The following is a 26,749-nucleotide window of genomic DNA, read 5'->3' on the forward strand; positions in this document are numbered from 1 at the left end:
GAATTTGATATAGCTCTTAAATTGACGAAGCTTGCGCTTCATTCAAAAATTGTAAAACTTATTTTTGCCTCATCGTTCAGTTTTCAAAGTTCGTCTGCCGCTCTTAGCGACTCATTTATAATAGCACCTGTAATTATATCCGTCAACTATAAAAAGAAAGTTTTTTAAAAAAGAATAAATAAAGACGATTCCATTTCATTTTGTTGAAAGGAATCGCTAGTTTCTTCTTATTGAAATGCAACAATGCTCACATCGGTTAATCGCGATAAATCATATTCTTTCTCCCCTGTCGCTTCAAGCACAATCGGTTGTTCGACACGATTCGTATAGGCATGTATCGTTCCTCGTACTCCACTGCTCAATAAAACAGGGCGACCGATTTCATAAAATCCAAGTAATGTCGCAAGAAGCGACAAAGCTTCTCCATCATAGGCTTTGTTCTGCCACATATAGAAATATGCTTCCTCTGGAGAGAGCGGCTTTCGGAACGTTCGGGGTGCTGTTAACTGACAGAAGCGATCGGCGACAATAAATAGAGGAGAGGCTGGATTCAACTCGCGTTCCGTCAGACGTTTTGGAAACCCGGATCCATCCAATCGCTCATGATGCTCGGTGATCAATTGATACACTCTTCCTCGTAACGTTTGCGTACTCGGGAGCATCGATGCCGAAACGAGTGGGTGTTGATACAATAGCTCCCGTTCCATTTTTGTGAAATAACGCATATGAGACCATTTCCGAATTTTAGCGTAGCTCGCGTCTGCAAAATAAGAAGCAATCCCGTAATCAAATTGGAGTTGATGTTCGTCCCCTCGATATTTCGATAAGGCACGGGCGACGAGCGCCCGATAAACGGAATGGTAAATGACATGATTTTTCCGCAACGGCTGATGCGTAAAGAAATGAACGATCGCTGTAAGCGGAACTTCCTGACGAAATAGTTGATGAATGAATTCTAGACCTTCATATGGGTTAGGTGCGATCCGTTCTTCCCACTGATTATAATGTTTCTCATATTGAAGGACCTGATTACAGAGGCGCTGTTCTTCTTTAGACGTGAAGAGCTTCTGTTCAACAGGTGCGACATCGATATCTTCGATTTTTAAGAAACGGAGCAAACGCAAATGTTCATTGGTTAAGTGGATTCCGGCTTCTAAAGAAGAAACGGGTGACAATAGCGTCATCCCAACATGTACAGTAGATAAGTTCAAACGCACGCGAATCCCTCCTAATATATGAAAAGGTCGAACGGAAACACCGTTCGACCTCTCGTCTTACTCATTCACATCAGACGATTCGTCGGTTTCAGGTGCTTCATCCTCAAACCCATTCTCCAAATCGACTGCTGATTCCTCTTCTAACTCATCTTTTTTCAACTTTGCAATGGTCGCCAAACGATCGCCCTCTTCGATGTTCATTACTTTCACACCGCGAGTACTTCGACCCATTTGAGAGATCGTTTGCGAATCGATCCGAATCGCAACACCGAGCTCGGTCATCAACATGATGTCATCGTCTTCATCGACGACACGCATCCCGACGACTGTTCCACGATCTGTCTTAATTCCAATGATACCGGAACCACCACGACCTTGTGTGCGGAACTGCTCCATGGCCGTACGTTTTCCGTATCCTTTTTCCGTGATAATCAAGACGTCTTGCGTGGTGCGAACGATTTCCATCGAGACGACCAAATCGTCCTCCTTCTTCAATCGAATCGCGCGAACGCCTCGTGCTGTACGTCCCATCGAACGAACTTCTCCTTCGAGAGGGAAGCGAATCGACATCCCTTGTCGTGTAACGATTAACATTTCATCGTCGCTCTTCGCTAAACGAACCGTGACGAGTTCATCTGTCTCATTCAAACTGATGGCACGTAGACCGTTTTTGTTGATTCGGGCGTATGCCGAAAGTGGCGAACGCTTAATCAATCCTTCTTTCGTGATGAAGACGAGAGACAACTGCTCGTCTGCCACTTCTTCCGATTCATCCTGTGTCTCTTCCATTACCGTTTGGTTAGCCAAGTAACTATTGAAATCGACCGGAATCATCGTTTCGACTTTTTCACCTTTGTCGATTTGAAGCAAGTTGATGATTGGCATCCCTTTCGCGGTACGGCTCATCTCAGGAATTTCGTATCCTTTGAGACGGAAGACGCGTCCGAAGTTTGTGAAGAACAGGATGGTATCGTGTGTCGACGCGGAGAGCAGACGAAGCACAAAGTCTTCATCGTTCGTTCCCATACCTTGTTTCCCGCGACCACCACGGCGCTGAGTCCGATATGAATCCGACGGGATCGACTTGATATATCCTTCGCTCGTGAGCGTAATCATCATGTCGCGAACCGGAATCAAATCTTCGTCCTCGAGTTCAACGATATCCGTACGAATCACCGTACGACGAGCATCACCATATCGCTCTTTGATTTCGATCAATTCGTTACGAATGATATCGAGGAGCAATTCTTCGTCTCCGAGAATCGCACGAAGTTCTTCGATTAACGCTTTCACTTCACGATATTCGCCTTCAATCTTCTCGCGTTCCAAACCAGTCAAGCGTTGGAGACGCATATCTAAGATGGCTTGTGTCTGTTCAGTCGAAAGTCCAAAGCGAGCAATCAACTTTTCACGAGCCTCGTCACCTGTACGTGTGCTACGGATGATGGCGATGACTTCATCCAAGTGATCCAAGGCAACACGAAGACCTTCTAAAATGTGGGCACGTGCTTCCGCTTTGTCTAAATCGAATTGCGTCCGACGACGTACGACCTCTTTTTGGTGTTCGATGTAGTAATAGATCGCTTGTTTGATGTTCAACGTTTTTGGACGACCGCCTACAAGCGCGAGCATGTTGACGCCGAACGTCGTTTGCATCGGTGTTTGCTTGTACAAGTTGTTCAAGATGACACTCGCATTCGCGTCGCGGCGAACTTCAATCACGATGCGCATCCCGTTACGGTCTGATTCATCGCGTAAGTCCGTGATCCCCTCGATTTTCTTGTCGCGAACCAAGTCGGCAATCTTCTCAACGAGACGCGCTTTGTTGACCTGGTAAGGAATCTCGTGCACGAGGATTCGTTCACGGCCATTTTTCAAGACTTCGATTTCAGCTTTCGCACGCATCGTAATCGATCCGCGTCCAGTTTCGTATGCACGACGAATCCCGCTACGTCCCAAAATCTCTCCCGCAGTCGGGAAGTCAGGACCCGGGATATGTTGCATCAATTCCGCAATCGTGATGTCCGGATTGTGGGAAAGCGCCAATACCCCGTCGATGACCTCGTTCAAGTTATGAGGCGGAACGTTCGTCGCCATCCCAACGGCAATCCCGCTCGTCCCGTTCACAAGGAAGTTCGGGAAACGTGCCGGGAGTACGACCGGTTCTTTTTCTTCACCGTCGAAGTTCGGTTGATAATCAATCGTATTTTTACCGATGTCTCGTACGAGTTCCATCGCAATTTTAGACATACGTGCCTCGGTGTAACGCATCGCAGCGGCCGAGTCGCCATCAACTGAACCGAAGTTCCCGTGACCGTCGACTAATTCGTAGCGATAGCTGAAGTCCTGAGCCATGCGGACCATCGTCTCATAAACGGCTGAGTCACCGTGTGGGTGGTACTTACCGATGACGTCCCCGACGACACGCGCCGACTTCTTATGTGGCTTGTCCGCGCGAATACCTAGTTCGTTCATCGCATATAAAATACGACGGTGAACCGGCTTTAATCCATCTCGCACGTCCGGAAGGGCACGTGATACGATGACGCTCATCGCGTAGTCCATGAACGACGTTCGCATCTCCTGGCTAATATTTATATCCTTGATATTTTCTTGTTCTGCCATTCGTTATTGCCTACCCTTCTTATTAAATATCGAGGTTCTTCACGTAATGGGCGTGAGATTGAATAAAGTCACGGCGTGGTTCGACGTTGTCACCCATGAGCGTTTCGAAGATTTCATCCGCTTCGATCGCATCTTGAAGATCGACACGAAGCATCGAACGCGTTTCCGGGTTCATCGTCGTATTCCATAACTGTTCAGGATCCATCTCTCCGAGACCCTTGTAACGTTGAACGCTATAACGTGCATTTTCAGGAAGTTGTGCAATCGCCGCCTGCAACTCCCGGTCGTTTTGAACGTAGATGGTTTCTTTCCCGTGCTTCACACCATAGAGTGGTGGTTGCGCGATATAGACATATCCACTTTCAACGAGTGGGCGCATGTAACGATAGAAGAACGTCAACAACAACGTCCGAATGTGCGCACCATCGACATCGGCATCGGTCATGATGATGAGTTTGTGATAGCGTGCTTTCGATAAGTCAAACTCATCGGCAATCCCTGTTCCGAGAGCCGTGATAATGGTCCGGACTTCTTGGTTGGCCAAAATCTTATCAAGACGTGCTTTCTCAACGTTGATGATTTTCCCTCGAATCGGAAGGATGGCTTGGAAGTGACGATCACGTCCAGATTTCGCAGAACCTCCCGCCGAGTCACCCTCAACGATGTATAGTTCAGATTTCGATGCATCTTTTGACGAACAGTCTGCCAATTTCCCTGGCAATGAACTGACTTCGAGAATCCCTTTACGACGTGTCATCTCGCGTGCACGTTTCGCAGCAAGGCGCGCACGTGCCGCCATCAAGCCTTTGTCGACGATGAGGCGACCGACCGACGGGTTCTCGAGTAGGAACTGTTCGAACGTGTCGCTGAACAACGTATCGGTTGCCGTACGCGCATCGGCATTCCCGAGTTTCGTCTTCGTCTGTCCTTCAAACTGGGGAGCCGGGTGCTTGACGGAAACAATCGCCGTCAACCCTTCACGGACATCATCACCAGACAGGCTGCCGTCGGCTTCTTTCATCAAACCAAACCGTTTTGCATAGTCGTTGATTGAACGAGTGAGTGCCGTCTTAAATCCTGTCTCGTGCGTCCCACCTTCATGCGTCGGAATGTTGTTCGTAAATGAGTAAATGTTACTTGCGAAACCTTCGTTGTATTGAAGCGCAATCTCGACTTCGATTCCATCTTTCGTCCCGTGTACGTACACAGGCTCTTCATGAATCGACGCTTTTGACCGGTTCAAGTGCTCGACATAAGACTTGATTCCGCCCTCATAGTGATAGTTCCGTTCAATCGTCTCGTCACTACGATCATCTTTAGCCACGATTCGTAACCCTTTGTTCAAGAAGGCGAGCTCACGTAAGCGTGTCGCTAACAGATCAAAGTCATATTCGAGTGTTTCTTGGAAGATGTCCCCGTCTGGGAAGAAGCGGACCGTCGTCCCTGTCGTGTCGGTCGTCCCGACGATTTCGAGTTCACCTTGTGGGACACCACGTTTGAACGATTGGTAATATACGTTTCCATCGCGACGAACGAACACTTCAAGTTTCGTCGATAAGGCGTTAACAACTGACGCCCCGACACCGTGAAGACCACCTGATACTTTGTATCCGCCACCGCCGAACTTACCACCTGCGTGCAACACCGTGAAAATAACTTCAACGGCAGGTCGACCTGTTTTCTTTTGAACGTCGACCGGAATCCCACGTCCGTTGTCTTCAACAACGATCGAGTTCCCTGGCTCGACCGTCACTGTGATCGTGTCACAATAACCAGCGAGCGCCTCATCGATTGAGTTATCGACAATCTCCCATACTAAATGGTGGAGACCGCGAGAGCTTGTGGAACCGATATACATCCCTGGACGTTTACGGACAGCCTCTAGGCCCTCAAGGACTTGAATCTGGTCGGCGCCGTACGCTTGCAATTCTTTTTCATTTTCATTACTCATCGGTTATTTTCACCTACTATACATGATTTGGTGTTCCCTCTTGCCACGATTACACAGACTCCGTTTCAACCTCACCTTGTTTCACGTGAAACACTTTAGCTTGTTGAATGGTCTCATGTGCAATCCCGTCAATGTTTGTTGTAGTCAAAATCGTTTGTACTTTCCGTCCCATCGTATCGAGGAGATGGGTTTGGCGATGATCGTCAAGCTCAGATAACACATCGTCTAATAACAACAGAGGATATTCGCCTACTTCTTCATGAATCAATTCAATCTCAGCTAGCTTCAATGACAAGGCCGCCGTTCGTTGCTGACCTTGTGAACCGAACGTTTGAACGTTTCGATTGTTGACATACAATTCAAAATCGTCACGATGCGGACCAAATAAGGTCACACCTCTTCGTCGTTCGTTCTCTCTTATTTTATCAAACTTTTGACGATACGTTTCAAACATCTGTTCTTTTGAGAAGCGTTCTTTTTGGAACGTGTCAGAAACGTATTGAATCGTCAGTGTTTCGAGATCTCTCGTGATTCCGGAATGGATGGGATTGGCCCATTTTTCGAGCTGGTCGATGAAGTGATAGCGTCGCATCACAATTTTTACGGCAAGTTCAATCAATTGGTCCGTCAATACTTCGAGTAACGTCTCGTCGCCACCTTTTGTGGATAACTGCTTCAACAAGGCATTCCGTTGTTTCAACGTCTTCAAGTATTGATTGAGCTCGTGTAAGTACACGGGACTGACCTGACCGATTTCCATATCTAAAAATCGCCGTCTCCCTTGCGGACTGCCTTTCACGATGGCTAAGTCTTCTGGGGCGAACAAGACGACGTTAAATGCGCCGACATAGTCACTGAGACGACGTTGTTCCAAATGATTGAGCTTTGCTTTCTTGCCTTTAGGAGAAAAAGAGAGACTCTGCACCGATTCGCCCGTCCGTTTATGAATCCGTCCTTCGATACTCGCAGCATCGGCTTCCCAACCGATTAACTCACGGTCTTGTGTCGTCCGATGCGATTTTGCGAGCGCAAGTACGTAAATCGATTCGAGAAGATTCGTTTTTCCTTGGGCGTTCTCACCAATCAGAACATTCGTCTGTTCTGAAAAATCTAGCTCGAGGGTTTCGTAGTTGCGATAGTTTTGCAATCGGATCGACTTTAAATGCACGTCAGTTTCCCTCGATTTGATATTCCCCGAAGCCTTCGACTTCGATTGTATCTCCATCTCTTAATTTACGACCGCGGCGCTGGTCCTGCTCACCGTTCACTTTAATCATGACATCCTCTAAAAAGAACTTTGCTTGTCCCCCACTTGAGATGATATCTGCTAATTTTAAAAATTGTCCGAGCGTTACATACTCGGTTGTAATCGACACTTTTTCCATGTCGTCACTTCCTTTCTCACATGCTGATCTGAAAAAATCGCCATACATATTAGTTTATCGAAAATCGTCGAATAAGGCAAAAAGAGGGATGACAAGGCAAGACACCTCATCATCCCTATCCGCAGCTTACGATGTGCGGACTGGCAAAATCAGTTGAAGAACACTATCTTGTTCAACCGGTCGTAAAATGAACGGTCGCATCGAACCCGTGAACTGGATTTCGATTTCAGATGCATCGAGTGCGCGGAGCGCGTCCATCACGAATTTCGAGTTGAAGGAAATTTTTAGTTCTTCTCCTTCAAGAGACAGGATGCTGACACGTTCCGATACTTTTCCGACTTCCGGCGAGTGTGAAGAGACTTCAACTGCCGTTGTATCTTCCGCCACAAATTTAATGACGTTGTTGCGATCGGCACGTGCTAAGAGCGATGCACGGTCAATGGCCTGTAAGAACTCTTTCGCATTCATCCGAACGGCTGTACGATATTCTTCCGGAATGAGACGTGACGTGTCTGGATAGGCACCGTCTAACAAACGAGAGAAGAATGAGATGTTTTTCATACGGAATAAAATTTGTTGGTCCGTTAAGACGATTTCAATCGGCAACTCTTCACGGTCGAGTAATTTTGCCAATTCGTTGAGTGAGCGACCAGGAACGACGACATTTTGGAACGTCAAATCGTTATCTGTCTCAAATCGCGCACGACGAAGCGCCAGACGGTGGCTATCCGTTGCGACACATGTAAGGAAGCCCTTCTCTGCTGAGAAGTTAACCCCTGTCAATACGGGACGTGTCTCCTGTGAAGAAACAGCGAAGCTCGTCTGACGGATGATCGTCTTCAATAGATCAGCCGGCAAATAGAAGCGACGATCACTCGCAAGTTCAGGTAGGCGTGGATATTCATCCGGGTCAAGACCGTTTAAATGAAACTCTGCTTGACCAGACTCAATGCGCGTCATGAAGTTCGGTGAAACTTCGAGTGTGACGTCGTTCGTCGGTAACTTCTTCACAATTTCTCCTAAGAAGCGTGCGTTCAACACGACGCTTCCAGCACGTTGAATTTGAATGAGTTCAATTCCACCCTCTTCGATTGGAATCAAGCGTTCAATCGAAATCTCGGTATCACTTCCTGTCAGTGTTAAGCCATCCGCATGTGCCTCAAGTTTCAAGCCTGTCAAAATTGGAATGGTCGTTCGTGAAGCCACAGCTTTTGATACGTCTTGTACGGCTTGCATGAATACATCTCGTTGAATCGTTAAATGCATGTGGATAATTCCTCCTAAGGTGAAATGAGTCCATTTCCTAATAATATAATAGTATTAATTAAGTCATAATAGTAATAAGGGCTGTGGATACTGGGGATAAGTCCCCTAATCCATACGTGTTAAGCCATTTCGCTTGTGAATAACTTGTGGATAACTAAGGTGGTTTATCCACAGGATATCCACAGAGAATTCTTCATTAGTTAGAAAGTGCCTTCTTCAACGTTTGAATCGTCTCTTGCATTTCCACATCGTTCTTTAGAAGGGTGCTAATTTTCTCATGCGCGTGAATCACGGTCGTATGATCACGCCCTCCGAACTCTTCCCCGATTTTTGGCAAGGAACTCTCCGTCATCTCCCGCGAGAGATACATTGCGATTTGACGTGGGAATGCCAACGTCTTCGTTCGCTTTTTCGAGTTCAATTCTTCTACTTGAATGTTGAAGTGTTGACCGACAACTTCTTGAATGTCGCGAATGACAATTTTCTTCGCTTCCTGGACAGGCATGATATTATGAAGCGCTTCGGCTGCCACGTCCGGGTCGATTGGTCGCCCGACAAGTTTTGCATAAGCGACGACTCGTGTCAGCGCCCCTTCTAGTTCCCGAATGTTCGTATCGATTTGATTCGCGATATACAGCATGACTTCATTCGAGATATCAAGCCCTTCCGCCGTCGCTTTTTTGCGGAGAATCGCAATTCGCGTCTCAAGGTCCGGTGGCGTGATGTCTGTGATTAAGCCCCACTCGAAGCGTGAACGAAGTCGATCTTCTAGCGTCGGGATTTCTTTTGGTGGTCGATCACTCGAAATCACGATTTGTTTCTGATCGTTGTGCAACGCATTGAACGTGTGGAAAAACTCTTCCTGGGTTTGTTCTTTCCCTGCTAAAAACTGAATATCATCAATCAATAGCACATCAATGTTTCGATAACGGTTCCGGAACTCACCGGTCTTATTATCTCGAATCGAATTGATGAATTCATTCGTGAACTTCTCAGAAGAGACATAGGCAATACGGGCCCCCGGTTTTTGACCTTTTACATAGTGACCGATCGCATGCATCAAATGTGTCTTACCAAGTCCAACGCCTCCGTAAATGAAGAGCGGGTTATACGCACGTGCAGGTGCTTCAGCGACAGCAAGTGATGCGGCGTGGGCAAAACGATTCCCCGATCCGATGACAAACGTCTCGAAAATGTATTTGTCATTCAGTTGACCAAGATCCCCTTCCTCTTTTGAAGGTAATAGCACGGGTTGTTCTTTTGTTTCTGTCACGGCGATGGACTCATGTGACGATCCATCCGCTGGAGCATACTTGTGTGCTTGAGATTCCTCGATGAAATGAATTTCAAGCTTGTTGTTGGTGATCTCTTCAACCGTATCTTGTAACAGCGATAGATACTGTCGCTCTAACCACGTGACGATAAAACTGGCGGGTGCCGACACAACGAGCGTCGTTCCCATCAACGATATCCCCTCGGTTGATTTTAACCACATGTCAAAACTGGCTTTTGGAGTTCGTTCTTCTTCCTCGATTACCGATAAGACATTTCTCCAAATCTCGCGAGCATTCTTCAATGAAAGACCTCCTTTACTCACATGTTGGGTAAAACTTATTCACACGATATACACATACACTATTCTATAGTAGAAACTAGGGTTATCCCCAGAGAACAAAAACTGTGGATAAAGTTATCCACATGGTGTTCATTATGGGGATAACACTTATCCACAGCCTGTGTATATCTTGGAATCACGAATTGTTCATCCACAAGTTTGTGCACATTCAGTTTAGCAAAATAAAATAGACGTGGCAATGCTTTTCGGTATTTATCCACAGATAAAGAAAAGTATCCACACCCACTTATCCACATGCTGTGTGTTTTGTGGATAACCTGTGGATATATTGTGGATAAAGCACTAATGATGGAATGTGAGATGAAAAAGTTATACACAAAAGAGGAAGAAGTGAAATGAAAGATTGTTTTTGTAAAAGAAGAAAACGAAAAAATCAATAATGAGAATGTGAAAAAAGAGGAGTTATTCACATATAAATGTGGATAACTTCGAGATTTTGTGGATAAAATGGCTCAACGTGGCTATTTATAAAGACCGTTTATAAAATACGTAAAGGTTGTGTATACATTCATCCCCTACTCGTCTTTCGGATAAGGATCGAATCCATGTGGATGAATGCTTTCTGAGTGCCTCATTCTACGAATTCGAAAACCATCCGAAAATACATTGACAATTGTTGAATCGATTTATATAATCTTAAAGACTGCCTTAAATGAAACTATAACTTGCTAATAGAGCGTTAATCTTGAGGAGGTGCTGTAACCATGAAACCAACTTTCAACCCTAACAACCGTAAGCGTAAGAAAGTTCACGGATTCCGTGCACGCATGGCGACTAAAAACGGTCGCAACATTCTTGCTGCTCGTCGTCGTAAAGGCCGTAAAGCCTTGACTGTATAATTTCGAACGAAGATTGCCCGGGGATCCTTTCCTCGGGCAATTTTTTAGTTTGTCACAGAAACGTAGTATTTCATGGATTCTCCCTCGTTCAAATGATGTGGATATGATATGATGTTAGTTGACGATTTTTGAAGCGAAGGATGGAGTGAGAATTTTGAAAAAAGAATACCGCCTGCAAAAGAATGAAGAGTTCCAAGCGGTGTTTCGCGAAGGACGCTCCGTGGCCAATCGTCAGTTTGTCGTCTACACGCTCAAAGCGGATCAAACGCATTTCAGAGTGGGTCTTTCCGTCAGCAAGAAGCTTGGAAATGCTGTGGAACGGAACCGGATGAAACGATTGATGCGTGAGTCGCTTCGCTTGCTCGAACCAAACGTTGCACCGAATGATTATGTCATCATCGCTCGAAAACCTGCGACCGCATTGACGCAGTCGGAAGTGACCGAGAGTTTGAAACACGTATTCAAACGGGCTAAGGTTTGGCAAAAGCAAGGCCGGTGACCATGACAATCTGAATTTGTTCTCTCATATAATTAGAGTCTGATAAGATTGCCCGATCGACGTGTGCGTTAAAAAGAATTGATAAAGAAAGCGTAGGAGGAACTATGAGCAAAAAGCTAAAATTAGGATTACTCGCTGCCATGACCGCGGTCATCATGCTGATGGCAGGCTGTGTGGATCCGTCTACCATCCAAGCCGAACCAGTAACGGCTGACACAGAAGGTTTCTGGGCGAAGTACTTTGTATGGCCGCTCGCATGGCTTTTGAAGGAAGTTGCTTACTTGGTCGGTGGCCAGTGGCAATACGGGATTTCAATCATCATCGCGACGATTATCGTCCGGTTATTGATTCTCCCACTCATGATCAAGCAGACGAAGAGTATGGGTGCGATGCAAGTGTTGCAACCAGAAATGCTGAAGCTTCGTGAAAAGTACAGCTCAAAAGACCAGGAAACACAACGTAAACTCCAAGAAGAGATGATGAAGCTTTATCAGGAATACCAAATCAACCCGCTCGCGGGATGTTTGCCGATCTTGATTCAAATGCCGATTCTCTTCGCATTCTATGATGCGATTCGCCGTACACCTGAGATTTTCGAAGCGAACTTCTTATGGTTCGACCTCGGTGCTCCGGATCCAACGTTCGTCTTGCCGATCTTAGCGGCAATCTTGACGTTCGCACAACAAAAAATCTCAATGGCGGGTCAAGAACAGAACCCCCAGTTGAAGATGATGCTTTATATCTTCCCGGTTATGATCTTCGTCATGTCGATCAACCTTCCAGCTGCCCTTTCGTTATACTGGGTAGTCGGTTATATCATCTCGATCATCGTCACGATGGCCATCATGCTCCCGATGCGTGAGAAGATGAAGGTTGCGGCTGAAGCGAAGATTGCTGCGAAAGAAGCAGAGCGTGCAGCGCTTGCCGAAGAAGAGAAGAAAAACAAAAAGAAAAAACGTAAATAATCATGAAGCTGGGTGTCTCCTGACGCTCAGCTTTTTTTGTGGGATTGCAAGCCGGTCAGAGGGGAATAGAGATAGAAATGAGTAAACGGAGGTGTGGGAAAATGGAGGCATTCATTCAGCGTTTGGAACGTTCGACGTTATGGCAAGCGGTCATTTACTTTGTACTTGGTGTTCTCATTCTGTTATATCCTCGATTTTTCTTTGATGTCATGGTGTATGTCATTGCCGGTTATTTAGCAATCATGGGGATTTGGATGATCTTTCAAGGGTTGCGTCGACGTCAGGGAGGGTTGCCACCCACTTTCTTTATGGGTCTCATCTATTTGATTTTGGCAGCGGTCGTCTTCTTCTTTGCTGACACGTTGGCGAGTCTCTTGCCTATCTTAATCGGGGCCCTGTTCCTATTCGGTGGAATTATCCGCCTGATTCAGGCACTCGGTTACCGTCAATCGATGTCGGGACGATGGCTTTGGTTTTTGATTGGAAGTCTATTGTGGATAGGTGTCGGGATTCTCATGTTGACGAATCCGTTCAGTAGCCTACTTGTCTTGTTCCAACTGTTCGGCGGCATTCTCATCGCCATCGCGATACTGGAACTGTTCCTCTATTTCACGATTCGTTCGACGAAACGCCAAGCAAGATACTAAAAAACAAGCCGCCCTATATGCCAGGACGGCTTGTTTCTCGTTGAATCAACTGTTCCATGAACGGTCCGAACACGTTGTAGCCAGGTAGTGATGTGAAAAAAGTTTGCTCTACCTGAAGTCGCTCCAGATAGATGTGGGCGGCTTTTTCGTGTGAGGCGGGGGTCAAATAGTCATAAAATGAGCGGAGGTCGATTTCTTGTCGCTGCGTCACATCTTTTAAACCAAGGGAAGCCCGGTCCGGTGTGTGGTGAGCGGCTAACACATATGCGAAATGGACCATTCCTTGCCGGAGCATCTCCGTTGCCCACATCGCGTTGCCTCGATTGCGTGATTTTGTATATTGGAAAAAGAACCACACGGTATCGAACGCATGGTCACTGATTGCCGCTTCGTCTAATTGCAAGGAAGTGGCGTGTCTAGCAAGTCGCTGTTGTGGGTCGTAGAGCACATGAATCGAGTCTTGATGATTCAACGTCTCTTGCGTGACCGTGAACAGGTCGAGGTGAATAAAATCATCAAAGACGGCGATGAGTTGTGGAGCGACGATGTGAATCTCGTCTTTTAACAGAATCGGACGGTAGGCGGTTACATGCTCGAGGCGTCTAGATAGAAAGGAGGCCTCCTCATCGGGGTGCACCATGACATAGAGGTCGATATCCGAATGTTCATCGGCTTCTCCTCGACCGAATGAGCCCTTCATAAAAATTGCTTGAACCGCTTCGTCCTGCTTAAGTCGTTCGGTGATAACTTGAATCGCTGTCGGTTGGTTCACATTCATACCCTCTCTTCTATGTAAATATATTCCTTTATTGTACGAAAACGATGAGTTGAATGGCAATGACTTTATTGATGGGCGAACGCTTTCGTTCAAGTCGAATATCGTGTATAGTAGGTTCGTTATGCATATGATAGAAGAAGATGTTTAGGTTTGGAGGGAGAAAGATGCTAGAGTTTGACACGATTACAGCGATTTCGACACCGATGGGTGAAGGCGCTATCGGGATTGTCCGATTATCGGGCGATTTGGCGGTCGAAACGGTGAACAATGTGTTTTCTGGAAAAGACTTAACAACAGTCGATTCACATACGATTCATTATGGAACGTTAAAATATCCTGATACCGGCGAAATCGTCGATGAAGTCATGGTCAGTATTATGCGCGCACCGAAGACGTTTACACGAGAAGATGTCGTCGAAATCAATTGTCACGGAGGCGTCGTAGCGGTCAATCGTGTCCTTGAGCTCGTTCTCGATCAACCCGACATCCGCTTAGCAGAACCGGGCGAGTTTACGAAGCGCGCCTTTCTAAATGGTCGAATTGATTTATCTCAGGCGGAAGCTGTCATGGACTTGATTCGAGCGAAGACGGACCGGGCAATGAACGTTGCGATGGCGCAAATGGAAGGACGTTTGTCACGCCTCGTTCGCGAGTTACGTCAACAATTGCTCGAAACGATTGCGGCGGTCGAGGTCAACATCGACTATCCGGAATATGACGCAGAAGAGATGACCCAGGCCATCGTCGAAGAGAAAGCGGGCGAGGTCAAACGTGTCCTTGAGCAGTTACTCGAGACAGCACGACAAGGGAAAATCTTACGTGAAGGCTTGGCCACGGCAATCATCGGTCGACCGAACGTCGGAAAGTCCTCACTCATGAATACGCTCGTTCAAGAGACGAAAGCGATTGTCACCGAAATCGCTGGGACGACACGTGATACGATTGAGGAATACGTCAACGTGAAAGGTGTTCCGCTCAAATTGATCGACACGGCAGGGATTCGGGAAACGGAAGATATCGTGGAACGAATCGGTGTGGAAAAGTCGAGAAAGGCTTTAGAGGCGGCAGATTTGGTCCTTCTCGTCTTGAATGGTCATGAAGGATTGACAGTTGAGGATGAGGCGTTGTTTGAAGCGGTCAAAGACATGAATGCCATCATCATCATCAATAAGACGGACTTGCCACAAAACATGGATTCTTCTAAGCTAGAGAAACTAGCGGCAGGACGTCCAATTGTGGCGACATCGCTCTTGCTAGATGAAGGAATCGATGCCCTTGAAGCGGCCATCGCAAACCTCTTCTTCGCAAAAGGGGTCGAGTCACAGGATATGACGTATATCTCAAACGCTCGACACATTCAATTAATCAAACGAACGATTGGTCAAATTGATGAGGCGCTCGATAGTGCCGTCATGAATATGCCGATCGATATGGTTCAGATCGATTTACGTCGTGCGTGGGATACGCTCGGTGAAATCAATGGAGATACCGTACAGGAGAGCTTGATTGATCAGCTCTTTTCACAGTTTTGTCTTGGGAAATAATAAGGAGGAACAAATATGGCTTATACGGCAGGCGAATTTGACGTCATCGTCATCGGGGCCGGGCACGCAGGGATTGAAGCAGCACTTGCATCGGCTCGCATGGGCGCGAAAACAGCGATGCTCACCATGAACCCCGATATGGTCGGGTTCATGTATTGCAACCCATCAATCGGTGGGCCGGCGAAAGGGATCGTCGTACGTGAAATCGATGCGCTCGGTGGCGAGATGGGGCGCGCGATTGACGCGACATACATCCAAATGAAGATGCTCAACACATCGAAAGGTCCGGCGGTACGTGCGCTACGTGCACAGGCGGACAAATTCCAATACCAAAATCACATGAAGAAAGTGCTAGAAGACGAGCCGAATCTACTGCTTCGTCAGGCGCTAGTCGAACGCTTGTTGATTGAGGACGGAGAAGTACGTGGCGTGGTAACGAACACAGGTTCAGAATATCGCGCGAAAGCGGTCATCGTCACAACGGGAACGTTCATGCGCGGTCAAATCATCATCGGTGAATTGGCATATGAAAGTGGCCCGAACAACCAAATGCCTTCGGTCGAGCTATCGAAGCATCTAGAAGAGCTCGGTCTCGACTTAGTTCGATTCAAAACGGGAACACCGCCACGAATCGACGGCAAGACGATCGATTACTCGAAGACGGAGATTCAACCAGGAGACGAGAATCCATCATTCTTCTCGTACACCTCGACGGATTTGAATCCAATCGAACAAATCCCATGCTGGCTCACGTACACGAGCGAGCGCACACACCAATTGATTGATGAGAACTTGCATCGCTCACCGATGTACTCGGGTGCGATTAAAGGAACGGGGCCCCGTTATTGCCCATCAATCGAAGATAAGGTCGTTCGCTTTAATGATAAACCGCGTCACCAAATCTTCTTAGAGCCAGAAGGTCGCGATACGGAAGAAATCTATGTCCAAGGCTTTTCGACGAGTATGCCAGAAGACGTGCAACATCAGATGCTTCGCACGATCCCGGGTCTTGAAAATTCAGAGATGATGCGTCCCGGTTATGCGATCGAGTACGATGCGGTCGTACCGACACAGCTTTGGCCAACGCTCGAAACAAAAGCAGTCCCTGGCCTCTTCACAGCGGGACAAATCAACGGGACGAGCGGTTACGAAGAAGCGGCTGGACAGGGCATCATGGCGGGAATCAACGCCGCATGCAAAGTGCTCGGCAAGGATCCTGTCATCTTGGACCGTTCGCAAGCGTACATCGGCGTCTTGATCGATGACCTCGTGACGAAAGGGACGAACGAACCGTATCGTCTTCTCACATCACGTGCCGAATACCGTCTCTTGTTGCGTCATGACAATGCAGACTTGCGACTCAGCGACATCGGGTATGAGATCGGCTTACTTTCAGAAGATCGTCATACTCACCTCAACAAGAAACGCGTAGCGATTGAAAAAGAAGTGAAGCGACTTGCATCCCTCGTCGTCAAACCGACACTTGAAGTCAATGCGATGCTCGAATCGGTCGGCGCACACCCGCTCAAGGAAGCGACACATGCCAACATCTTGTTGAAGCGTCCGGAAGTATCCTATGAAGCACTCATGACAGTCGTTCCATCAACGGAAGAATTGTCGTATGAAGTGAAAGAGCAAGTCGAGATTCAAGTGAAATATGAAGGCTATATTTCCAAACAGCTTGAACAAGTCGAGAAGATGCGTCGCATGGAAGAGAAACGAATCCCAGAAAACTTGGATTATGATGCGATCGGTGGTCTCGCGACAGAAGCGAAACAAAAACTAAAACAAGTTCGTCCTCTTTCGATCGGACAAGCGTCCCGTATCTCAGGCGTAAACCCGGCAGACGTGTCAATCTTGCTCGTCTATATCGAACAGGGACAATACGCAACGGTGGAGTGAAACGATGAACGAATCTCAATTTATTGAAGCGTTACGAGCTGAAGGGTTTGAGCTGAGTGAGACACAACTCAGTCAGTTCAAGCGTTACTTCGAAATGCTCGTCGAATGGAACGAGAAAATGAACTTAACGGCGATCACGGACCGAGAGGAAGTATATTTGAAGCATTTCTATGATTCGCTCAGCGCAGCGTTTCATTTCGATTTCACGAAAGTCGAAACCGTATGTGATGTCGGGGCAGGAGCGGGATTCCCGAGTCTTCCGCTCAAAATTTTATTCCCACACTTACACGTCACGATCATCGATTCGTTAAACAAACGCATCACCTTTTTGAACGAGTTGGCCCTTGCCCTCGGGCTCGAAGGTGTCGCGTTCCATCATGGTCGCGCTGAAGAGTTCGGAAAAAATAAAAAGTTCCGCGAACAGTTTGACGTCGTCACAGCGCGTGCAGTTGCCCGCATGACCGTGTTGGCGGAATACTGTTTGCCTCTCGCGAAAGTGGGCGGAAGCTTCGTCGCGCTTAAAGCAGCCAAGGTTTCTGACGAGATGGCAGACGCCAAAAACGCTTTAGCCGTTCTAGGTGGAAAAGAAAAAGCGACACACCAGTTCCTATTGCCAGGAGAGATGAGTGAGCGTAATATCGTAGTTGTAGATAAACTACGAAAAACGCCCGGGAAATATCCGCGTAAAGCGGGGACACCGGCGAAAGAGCCACTTATCTGATGATGTCGTTTCACGTGAAACAAAAGCAGATTCCAGTGGTGGAGTCTGCTTATTTTTTTACATAAAAGGGGTGCCCGACGTTGAAGAATAGATTTGCGAAATTGTTCGGTGTGAATCGAAAAGACGAAGTTGCCGTGACGCAGATTGCGGAAGTTCGAGCGGATGACACGGTACAAGAACTCTCGTTATCACGGTTGCGTCCAAACCGTTATCAACCGCGTAAAGTGTTCGAACCGGCAAAAATTGAAGAGTTGGCAACGACGATTTCGGAACATGGACTCCTTCAACCAATCGTGGTTCGAAAGGCAGATGGGGACTGCTATGAAATCATTGCCGGGGAGCGTCGTTTCCGTGCGGTGAAATCGCTTGGTTGGTCAGCGATTCCGGCAATCGTTCGCGATATGGACGATGATACGACGGCTGCACTCGCCTTGATTGAAAACTTGCAGCGTGAGCAGTTAAGCCCGATCGAAGAGGCGGAAGCATATGATCGTTTACTCGCCTTGAACGGTTTGACGCAAGATGCGCTCGCGAAGAGTCTAGGCAAGAGTCAATCCACGATCGCCAATAAGTTGCGCTTGTTAAAATTGCCGGAGGATGTGAAGCAGTCGCTTCGCGATCGTCGGATCAACGAGCGACATGCGCGTGCGTTGTTGCCGTTGAAGGAAGAAGGATTGCAACTTCAAGTGCTCGCAGAAGTGTTAGAACAGGATTTTAACGTCAAAGAGACAGAAGAACGCGTCGCCTTTTTAACAACACCGATCGAAGAAGAGAAGCGAAAGCCGAAAAAACAACGTCGTCGGACGAAAAGTTTTGCGCGTGACACGCGAATCGCCATCAACACGATTCGTGACTCAATCGATTTGATTGGGAAAACAGGGATTGACGTCCAAACTGAAGAAGTAGACGAAGAGGAATTTGTTGAAATTCGAATTCGCATCCCGAAAGCGCGGCCTCAAAAATGAGTCCGTGCTTTTTTATACAATGAAGGAGGTTTGTAGATGGAACGATTAGCATTAAAATTCATTCGCCCAAACCCGAATCAGCCCCGGAAACAATTTGAGGTGGAAAAATTAGAAGAGTTGCGTCAATCCATTGAGCGATATGGCGTCCTACAACCAATCGTCGTTCGAAAAGCGACAGGATACTATGAAATCATTGCCGGGGAACGACGGTTTCAGGCGGCGAAGCTCGCTGGGAAAGAAGACATTCCTGCCCTCGTCGTCACGGCGGACTCCGATCGCGTCATGGAGTTGGCGCTGATTGAAAACATTCAGCGGGCAGACTTGAATGCCATCGAAGAGGCTGTCGCCTATGAACAGTTGATGCAGACGCTAGGTCTGACGCAACAACAGTTGGCCGATCGCGTCGGGAAGAGCCGCAGTCATGTGACGAACAGTCTTCGCCTCCTTCGATTGCCGAGTGCCGTCCAGCATGCGGTCATGGTCGGAGATTTGACGATGGGACATGCACGTGCCATCACGGGTATGAAATCGGAACAAGCGATGGAACAGATTGCGAAACGGGTCATTGCCGAGCATTGGACGGTCCGTCGCCTCGAGCGTTACTTACAAAAAGAGCGCACAGAAAAAAAGACGCTGAAGCGATCGAACGCCGATATCGAAGCGGTCGAAGCGGTGCTTGCGGAGCGTCTTCAGATGGATGTGTCGATTCGTCCGCGCCGAAAAGGCGGCGTCCTCGAGTTGAAGTATTTTTCACAAGACGACTTGGAACAATTGTTGACGTTATTATCGCCTCAAGACTTTGATTCATCTCGTGACTGACGAAGACGCGTGATGGCCGCCTCTTCGTGATGCAGGCGCCCGATCCGTGTATCAAAATCGGCGAATCCGTCTGTGATGAAACGTGCGAGTTCATACACGAGATGGAGACGGGTATTCTGTAGAATCATCATCTCCATGAATCCACTTACGTTCACGACGGCTTTAATATTGTAAGCGCCGACTGCCGGAAGTTCTTTTTGGACACCGGCCCCTGGAGCGAGCGGACCTTCCGAAAAGAAGACATAACCGACACTTGATAAACGTCCGAGACAGGCGTCGATAGCGATAATGAGCGGTTGATGGAAGCGCGTTTGAATCTCATGTAACGTTTCCACCAAATTGAGTGCGTGTACAGGCTTCGTTAATGTGCCGTATACATGTAAATTTCGGATATGACGTTCTTCTAAAAACGTTCCGACGAGCGGACCGAGTGAATCACCGGTCGAACGGTCCGAACCGATGCAAACAAGGACGATGGGGCGATGGATTTCATTGACCAACTGTTCATGAAGCTGGTCCGCAAGCAATCTGGATCCACTCCGCTCAGTGTGTTCAATGAAGAAAGAGTATGGTTTATGAGGTTTTAAGCGAAACGGCATGAATCTCATCCTCTCTTCTAAGCTGCCTATTCCTAGTTGCAGTTGGGGGATTGATCTCGTATTAACCCATTCCCAAAAGTGGAAAACTTCTAACTTCCGAATGCAGTGTTTGAGAAAAGTCGTGAAATATGTTTTGATAATTTAGAATCTACGACTTTGAGGTGAAAAGATGGCTTCGCAAAATACAGAAAAAGATTTAAATACGGTTGCCGATGAGACAATCGACAGCGTGAACCGATTCGTCGAGTACTTTAAAGATACAGACATGTGGATTGGTTTAGGGATCAAGCTCGCCGGTGTGGCGCTCATCATCCTTGGTTTATATATCGCAACACGCATTTTGACGACGATGGTCGAGCGCGTGTTTACGCTCCGCAAAATAAAAGAACATGATATCGTCGCCCAACGACAGAATGAAACGTTATTAAAATTAGCCCAAAACACAATCCGCTATGTGATCGGGTTGATTATGGTCTTGACGGTGCTCGGACAATTCGGTGTGAATATCGCCGGATTGATTGCATCAGCCGGGGTCGCGGGTCTTGCGATTTCATTCGGGGCACAAAGTTTGGTGAAAGACGTCATCACAGGGGCGTTCATCATCTTTGAAAACCAATACAAGAACGGGGATTACGTCAAATTGAACCAACAAGTCGACGGGACGGTCATCGAGGTCGGAATCCGGACGACGAAGTTAAAAGGATTAAACGGACAAGTGACGATTATTCCGAACGGACAAATCTTACAAGTGACGAACTACTCGCTTGAAAACAGCGTCGCTGTTGTCGATATTGGGGTTGCGTACGAAGAAGATATGTCAAAAGTAGAGCAAGCGCTCAAGGAAATTGCGAAAACGGTCGAAGCACGCTATCACGACTTGTTCATCAAGCCAATCGACTTGGCTGGAGTGCAGTCGCTCGGACCATCGGAAGTGGTGTACCGATTAATGGCGGAAGTCCCGCCGACTCAGCACTTCGCAGCTGGTCGAATTTTGCATAAAGAGTTAAAGGTTGGACTTGACGAGCGGGGGATTGAAATTCCATACCCACGTACGGTCATGATGCCACCGAACTCGGCTCCTAAAGGAGGAGAAGCAGAAAATGCAAAGTAAAACCTATGCATTGAACGATATTGTGGAAATGAAAAAACCACATGCCTGCAAAACGAACCGCTGGCAAATCACGCGTGTCGGGATGGACATTCGGATCAAGTGCCAAGGCTGCGGAGCCAGTGTGCTCATGCAACGCCGTGATTTTGATAAGCGATTCAAGAAAGTGCTTGAACAAGGGAACGCCGCCGAATAAGCGGCGTTTTTCTTTAGGTTATGAACGTGAGTTGCGGTTTAATCGTGGACTATCTATAATTGTGAAGGATGTGACGGTGTGGTGTACTGAATGTACCCACTCCACAGACGGCTTAACATTTCCCGGGAAACACCGGATGAGGAGGAACTACTAGTGGGATTAACAGCAGGAATTGTCGGATTGCCAAACGTCGGGAAATCGACATTGTTTAATGCGATTACACAAGCAGGAGTCGAGGCGGCCAACTATCCGTTCGCGACGATCGACCCGAACGTCGGCGTCGTAGAAGTACCGGATGCGCGTCTTGATCGATTGACAGAACTCGTCAAACCGAAAAAGACCGTACCAACAGCATTTGAGTTTACAGATATCGCTGGAATCGTGAAAGGTGCATCAAAAGGGGAAGGTCTCGGAAACAAGTTCTTGGCGAACATTCGCGAAGTCGATGCGATTTGCCAAGTCGTCCGTTGTTTTGAAGACGAGAACATCACGCACGTCGCAGGTCGTGTTTCACCAATCGATGACATCACGACTATCAATCTTGAATTGATCTTAGCTGACCTTGAGCAAGTCGATAAACGAATCGCACGTGTTCAAAAAATGGTGAAGGCAAAAGATAAAGGTGCGGTACAAGAACTCGAAGCACTTGAAATCGTACGAGATGTGCTCGAGTCAGAGCGTCCTGCACGTGTCGCTGAATTATCAGAAGACCAACTCGCGATCGTCAAACACTTCCAATTGCTTACGATGAAGCCGATGCTTTACGTGGCGAACGTGAGTGAGGATGAAGTGGCAGATGCCGATTCGAACGAGTTTGTACAAGCAGTCCGTGATCACGCAGCAACAGAAGGGTCGAAAGTCATCGTCATCTGTGCACGAATCGAAGAAGAAATTTCAGAACTCGAACCGGAAGAACGCCTTGAGTTCTTACAAGATCTCGGAATCGAAGAGTCAGGACTTGATCAGTTGATCCGTGCGGCTTACTCGACACTTGGTCTTGCGACATACTTCACGGCAGGTGAGAAGGAAGTTCGTGCATGGACGTTCAAACAAGGGATGAAAGCCCCACAATGTGCTGGTGTCATCCACTCTGACTTCGAACGTGGATTTATCCGTGCCGAGGTCGTGTCATATGACGACCTTTCAGCAGCAGGAAACATGACGACGGTGAAAGAACAAGGAAAACTTCGTTCAGAAGGAAAAGAATACGTCTTCCAAGATGGCGACGTTGTCACGTTCCGCTTCAACGTATAAGTTGATTTACGGAAACGTATTGTAAAAGTCAAGGAAGTTTGATAGTATATTATGACGTGAGTAAAACAATTGTTTGCTCCTTGCTCCTACAACCGGTAGGGGCCGTTAGTCCAAGAGGAGGTGAAAGATAATGCGTAAATACGAACTTCTTTACATTATCCGTCCATCAGTTGATGAGGAAGCGAAGAAAGCTTTAATCGAGCGCTTCAACAACGTCATCACTGAAAACGGTGGTACTGTTGAAAAAACAACAGACATGGGTAAACGTCGTTTCGCTTATGAAATCAACAAGATGCGCGAAGGACACTACGTTCTTCTTAACATCGTTGCTGAACCTAAAGCGATCTTAGAAACAGAGCGTCTCATGAAGATCTCTGACGACGTTGTCCGTCAAATGACAACAAAAGACGAGCGTTAATCCTTAACGTTTCGTATCGTGAAAGGGGAGCTTGGAGATGATTAACCGAGTTGTGTTAGTTGGTCGATTGACTCGCGATCCCGAAATGCGTTATACGCAGAGCGGAATCGCCGTAACACGCCTTACTCTCGCTTGCGATCGTCCATTCGCTGGACAAGATGGGAAGCGCGAGACGGACTTTATTGATTGTGTCGTTTGGCGCAAACAAGCAGAGAACGTAGCACAATACTTGAAAAAGGGCAGCATGGCCGGCGTTGACGGTCGCCTTCAAATCAGTAGTTACGAAGGACAAGATGGCCAACGTCGTTACCGGGCAGAAGTAGTCGCAGACAGCGTACGCTTCCTTGAACCACGCGGAGCCTCAGGGCAACGTGAGCAAGCACCATCTGGAGATGTCTTCGGTGGTGGTGAATCAAGTGGATCAGGATGGGGCGCAGGAGCCGCTTCGACTTCATCTCAGTCCTCGAATTCGAATAAAGGTTTTGACGCAGATCCGTTCTCGGGTGGCGGCAAAATCGACTTGTCAGATGATGATTTGCCATTCTAATCATCATGGACAATAAAAACTAACCTATAAAGGAGGTCTTCACATGGCACGTCGTCCAGGAGGTCGTCGTCGTCGTAAAGTATGTTTCTTTACGTCGAACAACATCACTCATATCGATTATAAAGACGTAGAATTGCTCAAACGCTTCGTTTCGGAGCGTGGTAAAATTCTTCCACGTCGTGTGACTGGTACTTCAGCGAAATACCAACGTCCACTTACTGTCGCTATCAAGCGCTCACGTCAAATGGCTTTGCTTCCATATGTTGCAGAGTAATTGTTTGACGAACGGCTTATCCTCTTGGATAAGTCGTTTTTTTGTATTTCATCTCGTCTGTAAGTGTGTAAGTGAAACCGACGAATATGGTATGATAGAGCAGAAACCTTTACGATTCCATGGGTGAACATTACTCATTTTAGGAGGCATACATGCACAGTGGTGAAGCATTAACATCCGTGAAGAACCAATACGCGCGGCACATGATTCCATACGTGATTGGATTCCTTGTCTCGTTAGGATTGGCGTTCTACAACATTGTGGCGGCAATCACCCTGTTTATGGGCACGCTGATTTTTTTCATCTATCAGCAAGTGACGATGCGACGGGAGCGTAAAAATTGGGAACAGTATGTCCTCTCTCTCTCTCATCAAATCGAAGAGGTCGGAAAAGAAGCATTGACGACGATGCCGATTGGGATTTTAGTCTTTGACCAGGACCGACGGATCAGTTGGTATAACGAACAATCACGATTGATTTTCGAACTCGATATGGCGATTGGAATACCGCTTGATGCGCTCCATTCCGCCTTCGATGAATTGATTGAAGAAGAAGAGGATGAAGCCACGATTGAAGTGGGTGACCGTGTCTATCGTGTTTATTACAATCAAATCCATCAAACCCTCTATTTATTTGATATGACCGAAGAAGCGGAGATGGAACAAAAGTATGTTCAAACGCAGACGGTTATCGGTATTTTGTATTTAGATAACTATGACGAGATGTCGACTGCGGTGGATGAACAGGTCCGTAGTGAAGTCAATCGTCGGGTGACGGTGCTCCTCAATCAATGGGCGCAGCGGCATCATATCTACATGCGTCGTACAGCTGCGGACCGCTTTTTCCTCGTCATGAATGAACGGACGCTATCTGAACTTGAAAACAACCGCTTTTCGATCTTAGATGAAGTGCGTGATGCGACGAAGGAACAACGAATCCCGTTGACGTTATCAATCGGGATTGGGTGCGGTGAAACGACATTGACGGAGCTCGGTAATCTCTCTCAGTCGAGTCTAGATTTAGGACTTGGCCGTGGTGGTGACCAGGCAGTCGTTAAGCGTCATAATGGGAAAGTTCGTTTCTTCGGTGGGAAGACAAATCCGACTGAGAAGCGAACGCGTGTCCGGGCACGTGTCATCTCGAACTCGATGCGTGACCTCATTCGGGAATCGAGCCGAGTCCTTGTGATGGGACATAAGAATCCAGATATGGACTCGCTCGGGGCTTCCATCGGTGTCATGAAATTGGCCGAGTTTGTCGGACGCGAGGCGTATGTCGTCATTCCATCCGGTGAGACGAGTGTCGGCATTCAGCGGCTCGTCCATGAAGTAGAGAACGATGACTCGTTATACAGCCAATTCTTGACCGAGTATGAGGCGCAGCCACTCATTGATGAACAGACATTACTCGTTGTCGTCGATACACACCGTCCATCCCTCGTCATTTCAAAAGACATTTTGGATCGGTCGGAGCGGGTCGTCGTCATCGACCACCATCGTCGCGGGGAAGAGTTTATCGAAGATCCGGTTCTCGTGTATATGGAGCCTTACGCATCATCAACGAGTGAGCTCGTCACGGAATTGATTGAGTATCAAGCGGGAAGTCGAAAGCTCTCGATTTTAGAGGCGACATCACTTCTCGCGGGGATCATGGTCGATACGAAAGGATTTACGCTCCGTACGGGATCCCGTACGTTTGATGCGGCATCCTTCTTACGGATTCAAGGTGCTGACACGGTTCTCGTACAGCACTTCATGAGACAAGACCTCGATGCTTATATCGAGCAGTCCCAGATTTTGAGAAACACCGAAATGTATGCAGATGGCATGGCGATTGCGGTCGCTCCTGACGACGAGGCACACCATCAAGTATTGATCGCTCAGTCTGCAGACCAGTTGCTGAATATGGAAGGCGTCAAAGCCTCGTTTGTCATCGCCGTCTTACCGGACGGACGTACGGGAATCAGCGCGCGGTCGCTAGGTGACGTCAACGTCCAGGTCATCATGGAAATGCTCGATGGCGGTGGCCATTTGACGAATGCAGCGACGCAACTTGAAGTGAGTCGCGAACAAGCGAACGTCATGTTGAAAGAGGCAATCGATCATTATTTAACAGATGAAACTGAAGGAGAGGAATTAGAATGAAAGTCATTTTGAAAGTAGATGTAAAAGGACAAGGGAAAGCTGGAGAAGTGAAAAACGTGGCCGATGCTTACGCTAAAAACGTCTTGTTCAAGAAGAACTTAGCAGTGGAAGCGACACCAGGAAACCTGAAAGCATTTGCGGCTAAAGAACGTCGTGCCGAAGAAGCAGCAGAAGAAGAGTTGAACGAAGCAAAACAACTAAAAGAAAAGCTTGAAAAAGAGACAATTGCCGTCACGACGAAAGCCGGTGAAGGCGGTCGCGTGTTCGGTTCGGTCACGAGCAAGCAAATCGCGGATGCCCTTAAATCGATGGGCTACAAAATCGATAAGCGTAAAATTGAACTCGAGCATCCGATCAAGGCGCTCGGTTTCACGAAAGTGCCAGTGAAGTTGCACCATGACGTCGTCGCGACGTTGAATGTACATGTACAAGAAGCTTGAAGGTGAGGTA

At 47.4% G+C, this 26,749-nt stretch carries 26 protein-coding genes; 17 read left to right on the forward strand and 9 right to left on the reverse strand.

Features of this window, described 5'->3' with window-relative positions:
* Window positions 1-227 precede the first annotated feature (227 nt).
* From KNO61_RS13050 to dnaA, 7 genes are all read right to left on the reverse strand, one after another.
* A complete protein-coding gene (locus KNO61_RS13050; protein ID WP_159563189.1) occupies window positions 228-1,217 on the reverse strand; it encodes an HD-GYP domain-containing protein in 990 nt (329 codons plus the stop codon).
* Window positions 1,218-1,274: 57 nt separating this feature from the next.
* A complete protein-coding gene (gene gyrA / locus KNO61_RS13055) occupies window positions 1,275-3,842 on the reverse strand; it encodes a DNA gyrase subunit A (protein WP_214873541.1) in 2,568 nt (855 codons plus the stop codon).
* A 22-nt stretch (window positions 3,843-3,864) separates the two neighbouring features.
* Window positions 3,865-5,793 carry a DNA topoisomerase (ATP-hydrolyzing) subunit B gene (gene gyrB / locus KNO61_RS13060; protein WP_211782032.1) on the reverse strand — a complete coding sequence of 643 codons (1,929 nt, stop codon included), beginning with the start codon at window positions 5,791-5,793 and terminating at the stop codon, window positions 3,865-3,867.
* A gap of 49 nt (window positions 5,794-5,842) precedes the next feature.
* Window positions 5,843-6,961 (reverse strand): DNA replication/repair protein RecF, encoded by a 1,119-nt coding sequence (recF, locus tag KNO61_RS13065; protein ID WP_015880212.1) that lies wholly within the window; start codon window positions 6,959-6,961, stop codon window positions 5,843-5,845.
* A 1-nt stretch (window position 6,962) separates the two neighbouring features.
* A complete protein-coding gene (yaaA, locus tag KNO61_RS13070; RefSeq protein ID WP_015880213.1) occupies window positions 6,963-7,178 on the reverse strand; it encodes a S4 domain-containing protein YaaA in 216 nt (71 codons plus the stop codon).
* 126 nt (window positions 7,179-7,304) lie between these two features.
* Window positions 7,305-8,444 carry a DNA polymerase III subunit beta gene (dnaN, locus tag KNO61_RS13075; RefSeq protein WP_214873543.1) on the reverse strand — a complete coding sequence of 380 codons (1,140 nt, stop codon included), beginning with the start codon at window positions 8,442-8,444 and terminating at the stop codon, window positions 7,305-7,307.
* Window positions 8,445-8,640: 196 nt separating this feature from the next.
* Complete coding sequence (dnaA, locus tag KNO61_RS13080; RefSeq protein ID WP_031424077.1) at window positions 8,641-10,020, reverse strand: chromosomal replication initiator protein DnaA; 1,380 nt, start codon at window positions 10,018-10,020, stop codon at window positions 8,641-8,643.
* 764 nt (window positions 10,021-10,784) lie between these two features.
* Between dnaA and rpmH the strand changes: the two genes are divergently transcribed.
* The 4 genes from rpmH (at window position 10,785) to KNO61_RS13100 (ending at window position 13,030) form a co-directional block, all read left to right on the forward strand.
* Entirely contained in the window at window positions 10,785-10,919 is a 135-nt protein-coding gene (rpmH, locus tag KNO61_RS13085; protein ID WP_015880216.1) for a 50S ribosomal protein L34, read from the forward strand.
* Between the two features lie 154 nt (window positions 10,920-11,073).
* Entirely contained in the window at window positions 11,074-11,418 is a 345-nt protein-coding gene (rnpA, locus tag KNO61_RS13090) for a ribonuclease P protein component (RefSeq protein WP_015880217.1), read from the forward strand.
* A gap of 104 nt (window positions 11,419-11,522) precedes the next feature.
* Window positions 11,523-12,383 carry a membrane protein insertase YidC gene (gene yidC / locus KNO61_RS13095; RefSeq protein ID WP_078145955.1) on the forward strand — a complete coding sequence of 287 codons (861 nt, stop codon included), beginning with the start codon at window positions 11,523-11,525 and terminating at the stop codon, window positions 12,381-12,383.
* A gap of 101 nt (window positions 12,384-12,484) precedes the next feature.
* Window positions 12,485-13,030 carry an HdeD family acid-resistance protein gene (locus tag KNO61_RS13100; RefSeq protein WP_078145956.1) on the forward strand — a complete coding sequence of 182 codons (546 nt, stop codon included), beginning with the start codon at window positions 12,485-12,487 and terminating at the stop codon, window positions 13,028-13,030.
* Between the two features lie 13 nt (window positions 13,031-13,043).
* On the opposite strand, the gene KNO61_RS13105 is transcribed toward KNO61_RS13100, so the two are convergent.
* Complete coding sequence (locus KNO61_RS13105) at window positions 13,044-13,802, reverse strand: nucleotidyltransferase domain-containing protein (protein ID WP_214732026.1); 759 nt, start codon at window positions 13,800-13,802, stop codon at window positions 13,044-13,046.
* A 170-nt stretch (window positions 13,803-13,972) separates the two neighbouring features.
* On the opposite strand from KNO61_RS13105, the gene mnmE reads away from it, so the two are divergent.
* The 5 genes from mnmE (at window position 13,973) to KNO61_RS13130 (ending at window position 19,759) form a co-directional block, all read left to right on the forward strand.
* Window positions 13,973-15,352: a tRNA uridine-5-carboxymethylaminomethyl(34) synthesis GTPase MnmE gene (gene mnmE, locus KNO61_RS13110; RefSeq protein WP_214873545.1), complete on the forward strand. Its 1,380-nt coding sequence runs from the start codon at window positions 13,973-13,975 to the stop codon at window positions 15,350-15,352.
* Window positions 15,353-15,367: 15 nt separating this feature from the next.
* Window positions 15,368-17,254, forward strand: coding sequence for a tRNA uridine-5-carboxymethylaminomethyl(34) synthesis enzyme MnmG (gene mnmG, locus KNO61_RS13115; RefSeq protein WP_214873547.1), 1,887 nt, complete (start codon window positions 15,368-15,370; stop codon window positions 17,252-17,254).
* Window positions 17,255-17,258: 4 nt separating this feature from the next.
* On the forward strand, window positions 17,259-17,975 hold the full coding sequence (gene rsmG, locus KNO61_RS13120) for a 16S rRNA (guanine(527)-N(7))-methyltransferase RsmG (protein WP_015880223.1): 717 nt from the start codon (window positions 17,259-17,261) through the stop codon (window positions 17,973-17,975).
* Between the two features lie 80 nt (window positions 17,976-18,055).
* On the forward strand, window positions 18,056-18,940 hold the full coding sequence (gene noc, locus KNO61_RS13125) for a nucleoid occlusion protein (RefSeq protein ID WP_015880224.1): 885 nt from the start codon (window positions 18,056-18,058) through the stop codon (window positions 18,938-18,940).
* Window positions 18,941-18,976: 36 nt separating this feature from the next.
* On the forward strand, window positions 18,977-19,759 hold the full coding sequence (locus KNO61_RS13130; RefSeq protein ID WP_031424085.1) for a ParB/RepB/Spo0J family partition protein: 783 nt from the start codon (window positions 18,977-18,979) through the stop codon (window positions 19,757-19,759).
* Here KNO61_RS13130 and yyaC read toward each other — a convergent pair.
* Window positions 19,732-20,358: a spore protease YyaC gene (gene yyaC / locus KNO61_RS13135; RefSeq protein ID WP_078145959.1), complete on the reverse strand. Its 627-nt coding sequence runs from the start codon at window positions 20,356-20,358 to the stop codon at window positions 19,732-19,734. The two genes, KNO61_RS13130 and yyaC, sit on opposite strands and share 28 nt — an antisense overlap.
* A gap of 169 nt (window positions 20,359-20,527) precedes the next feature.
* On the opposite strand from yyaC, the gene KNO61_RS13140 reads away from it, so the two are divergent.
* The 8 genes from KNO61_RS13140 to rplI all read left to right on the forward strand — a co-directional run bounded on the left by KNO61_RS13140 (window position 20,528) and on the right by rplI (window position 26,739).
* On the forward strand, window positions 20,528-21,469 hold the full coding sequence (locus tag KNO61_RS13140) for a mechanosensitive ion channel family protein (RefSeq protein WP_214873549.1): 942 nt from the start codon (window positions 20,528-20,530) through the stop codon (window positions 21,467-21,469).
* The gene (locus KNO61_RS13145; RefSeq protein ID WP_047795718.1) at window positions 21,459-21,662 is read left to right on the forward strand and encodes a DUF951 domain-containing protein; all 204 of its coding nucleotides are present in this window, start codon (window positions 21,459-21,461) and stop codon (window positions 21,660-21,662) included. Before KNO61_RS13140 ends, KNO61_RS13145 begins: the two co-directional genes overlap by 11 nt.
* Window positions 21,663-21,815: 153 nt before the next feature.
* Window positions 21,816-22,916, forward strand: a complete 1,101-nt coding sequence (gene ychF, locus KNO61_RS13150) for a redox-regulated ATPase YchF (RefSeq protein ID WP_031424089.1) — start codon at window positions 21,816-21,818, stop codon at window positions 22,914-22,916.
* Window positions 22,917-23,046: 130 nt separating this feature from the next.
* Window positions 23,047-23,334: a 30S ribosomal protein S6 gene (rpsF, locus tag KNO61_RS13155; RefSeq protein WP_015880230.1), complete on the forward strand. Its 288-nt coding sequence runs from the start codon at window positions 23,047-23,049 to the stop codon at window positions 23,332-23,334.
* A 37-nt stretch (window positions 23,335-23,371) separates the two neighbouring features.
* Window positions 23,372-23,881 (forward strand): single-stranded DNA-binding protein, encoded by a 510-nt coding sequence (ssb, locus tag KNO61_RS13160; protein ID WP_015880231.1) that lies wholly within the window; start codon window positions 23,372-23,374, stop codon window positions 23,879-23,881.
* A gap of 43 nt (window positions 23,882-23,924) precedes the next feature.
* Window positions 23,925-24,155 carry a 30S ribosomal protein S18 gene (gene rpsR, locus KNO61_RS13165; RefSeq protein ID WP_015880232.1) on the forward strand — a complete coding sequence of 77 codons (231 nt, stop codon included), beginning with the start codon at window positions 23,925-23,927 and terminating at the stop codon, window positions 24,153-24,155.
* A gap of 152 nt (window positions 24,156-24,307) precedes the next feature.
* Window positions 24,308-26,299, forward strand: coding sequence for a DHH family phosphoesterase (locus tag KNO61_RS13170; RefSeq protein WP_214873551.1), 1,992 nt, complete (start codon window positions 24,308-24,310; stop codon window positions 26,297-26,299).
* Window positions 26,296-26,739, forward strand: a complete 444-nt coding sequence (gene rplI, locus KNO61_RS13175; protein ID WP_159563195.1) for a 50S ribosomal protein L9 — start codon at window positions 26,296-26,298, stop codon at window positions 26,737-26,739. The genes KNO61_RS13170 and rplI overlap by 4 nt, the downstream gene beginning before the upstream one ends.
* Window positions 26,740-26,749 lie beyond the last annotated feature (10 nt).

Origin of the sequence: Exiguobacterium sp. s140, from assembly GCF_018617035.1 — a bacterium.
Lineage (GTDB): Bacteria > Bacillota > Bacilli > Exiguobacteriales > Exiguobacteriaceae > Exiguobacterium > Exiguobacterium profundum.

Bases quoted from the DNA above. Each gene is read 5' to 3' on its own strand.
- rpsF (WP_015880230.1), top strand. From the start codon at position 23,047: ATGCGTAAATACGAACTTCTTTACATTATCCGTCCATCAGTTGATGAG.
- gyrA (WP_214873541.1), bottom strand. From the start codon at position 3,842: ATGGCAGAACAAGAAAATATCAAGGATATAAATATTAGCCAGGAGATG.
- yidC (WP_078145955.1), top strand. From the start codon at position 11,523: ATGAGCAAAAAGCTAAAATTAGGATTACTCGCTGCCATGACCGCGGTC.
- ssb (WP_015880231.1), top strand. From the start codon at position 23,372: ATGATTAACCGAGTTGTGTTAGTTGGTCGATTGACTCGCGATCCCGAA.
- KNO61_RS13170 (WP_214873551.1), top strand. From the start codon at position 24,308: ATGCACAGTGGTGAAGCATTAACATCCGTGAAGAACCAATACGCGCGG.
- KNO61_RS13145 (WP_047795718.1), top strand. From the start codon at position 21,459: ATGCAAAGTAAAACCTATGCATTGAACGATATTGTGGAAATGAAAAAA.
- rpmH (WP_015880216.1), top strand. From the start codon at position 10,785: ATGAAACCAACTTTCAACCCTAACAACCGTAAGCGTAAGAAAGTTCAC.
- yaaA (WP_015880213.1), bottom strand. From the start codon at position 7,178: ATGGAAAAAGTGTCGATTACAACCGAGTATGTAACGCTCGGACAATTT.
- mnmG (WP_214873547.1), top strand. From the start codon at position 15,368: ATGGCTTATACGGCAGGCGAATTTGACGTCATCGTCATCGGGGCCGGG.
- KNO61_RS13100 (WP_078145956.1), top strand. From the start codon at position 12,485: ATGGAGGCATTCATTCAGCGTTTGGAACGTTCGACGTTATGGCAAGCG.
- dnaN (WP_214873543.1), bottom strand. From the start codon at position 8,444: ATGCATTTAACGATTCAACGAGATGTATTCATGCAAGCCGTACAAGAC.
- gyrB (WP_211782032.1), bottom strand. From the start codon at position 5,793: ATGAGTAATGAAAATGAAAAAGAATTGCAAGCGTACGGCGCCGACCAG.
- KNO61_RS13140 (WP_214873549.1), top strand. From the start codon at position 20,528: ATGGCTTCGCAAAATACAGAAAAAGATTTAAATACGGTTGCCGATGAG.
- KNO61_RS13130 (WP_031424085.1), top strand. From the start codon at position 18,977: ATGGAACGATTAGCATTAAAATTCATTCGCCCAAACCCGAATCAGCCC.
- rplI (WP_159563195.1), top strand. From the start codon at position 26,296: ATGAAAGTCATTTTGAAAGTAGATGTAAAAGGACAAGGGAAAGCTGGA.
- mnmE (WP_214873545.1), top strand. From the start codon at position 13,973: ATGCTAGAGTTTGACACGATTACAGCGATTTCGACACCGATGGGTGAA.
- yyaC (WP_078145959.1), bottom strand. From the start codon at position 20,358: ATGCCGTTTCGCTTAAAACCTCATAAACCATACTCTTTCTTCATTGAA.
- rpsR (WP_015880232.1), top strand. From the start codon at position 23,925: ATGGCACGTCGTCCAGGAGGTCGTCGTCGTCGTAAAGTATGTTTCTTT.
- rsmG (WP_015880223.1), top strand. From the start codon at position 17,259: ATGAACGAATCTCAATTTATTGAAGCGTTACGAGCTGAAGGGTTTGAG.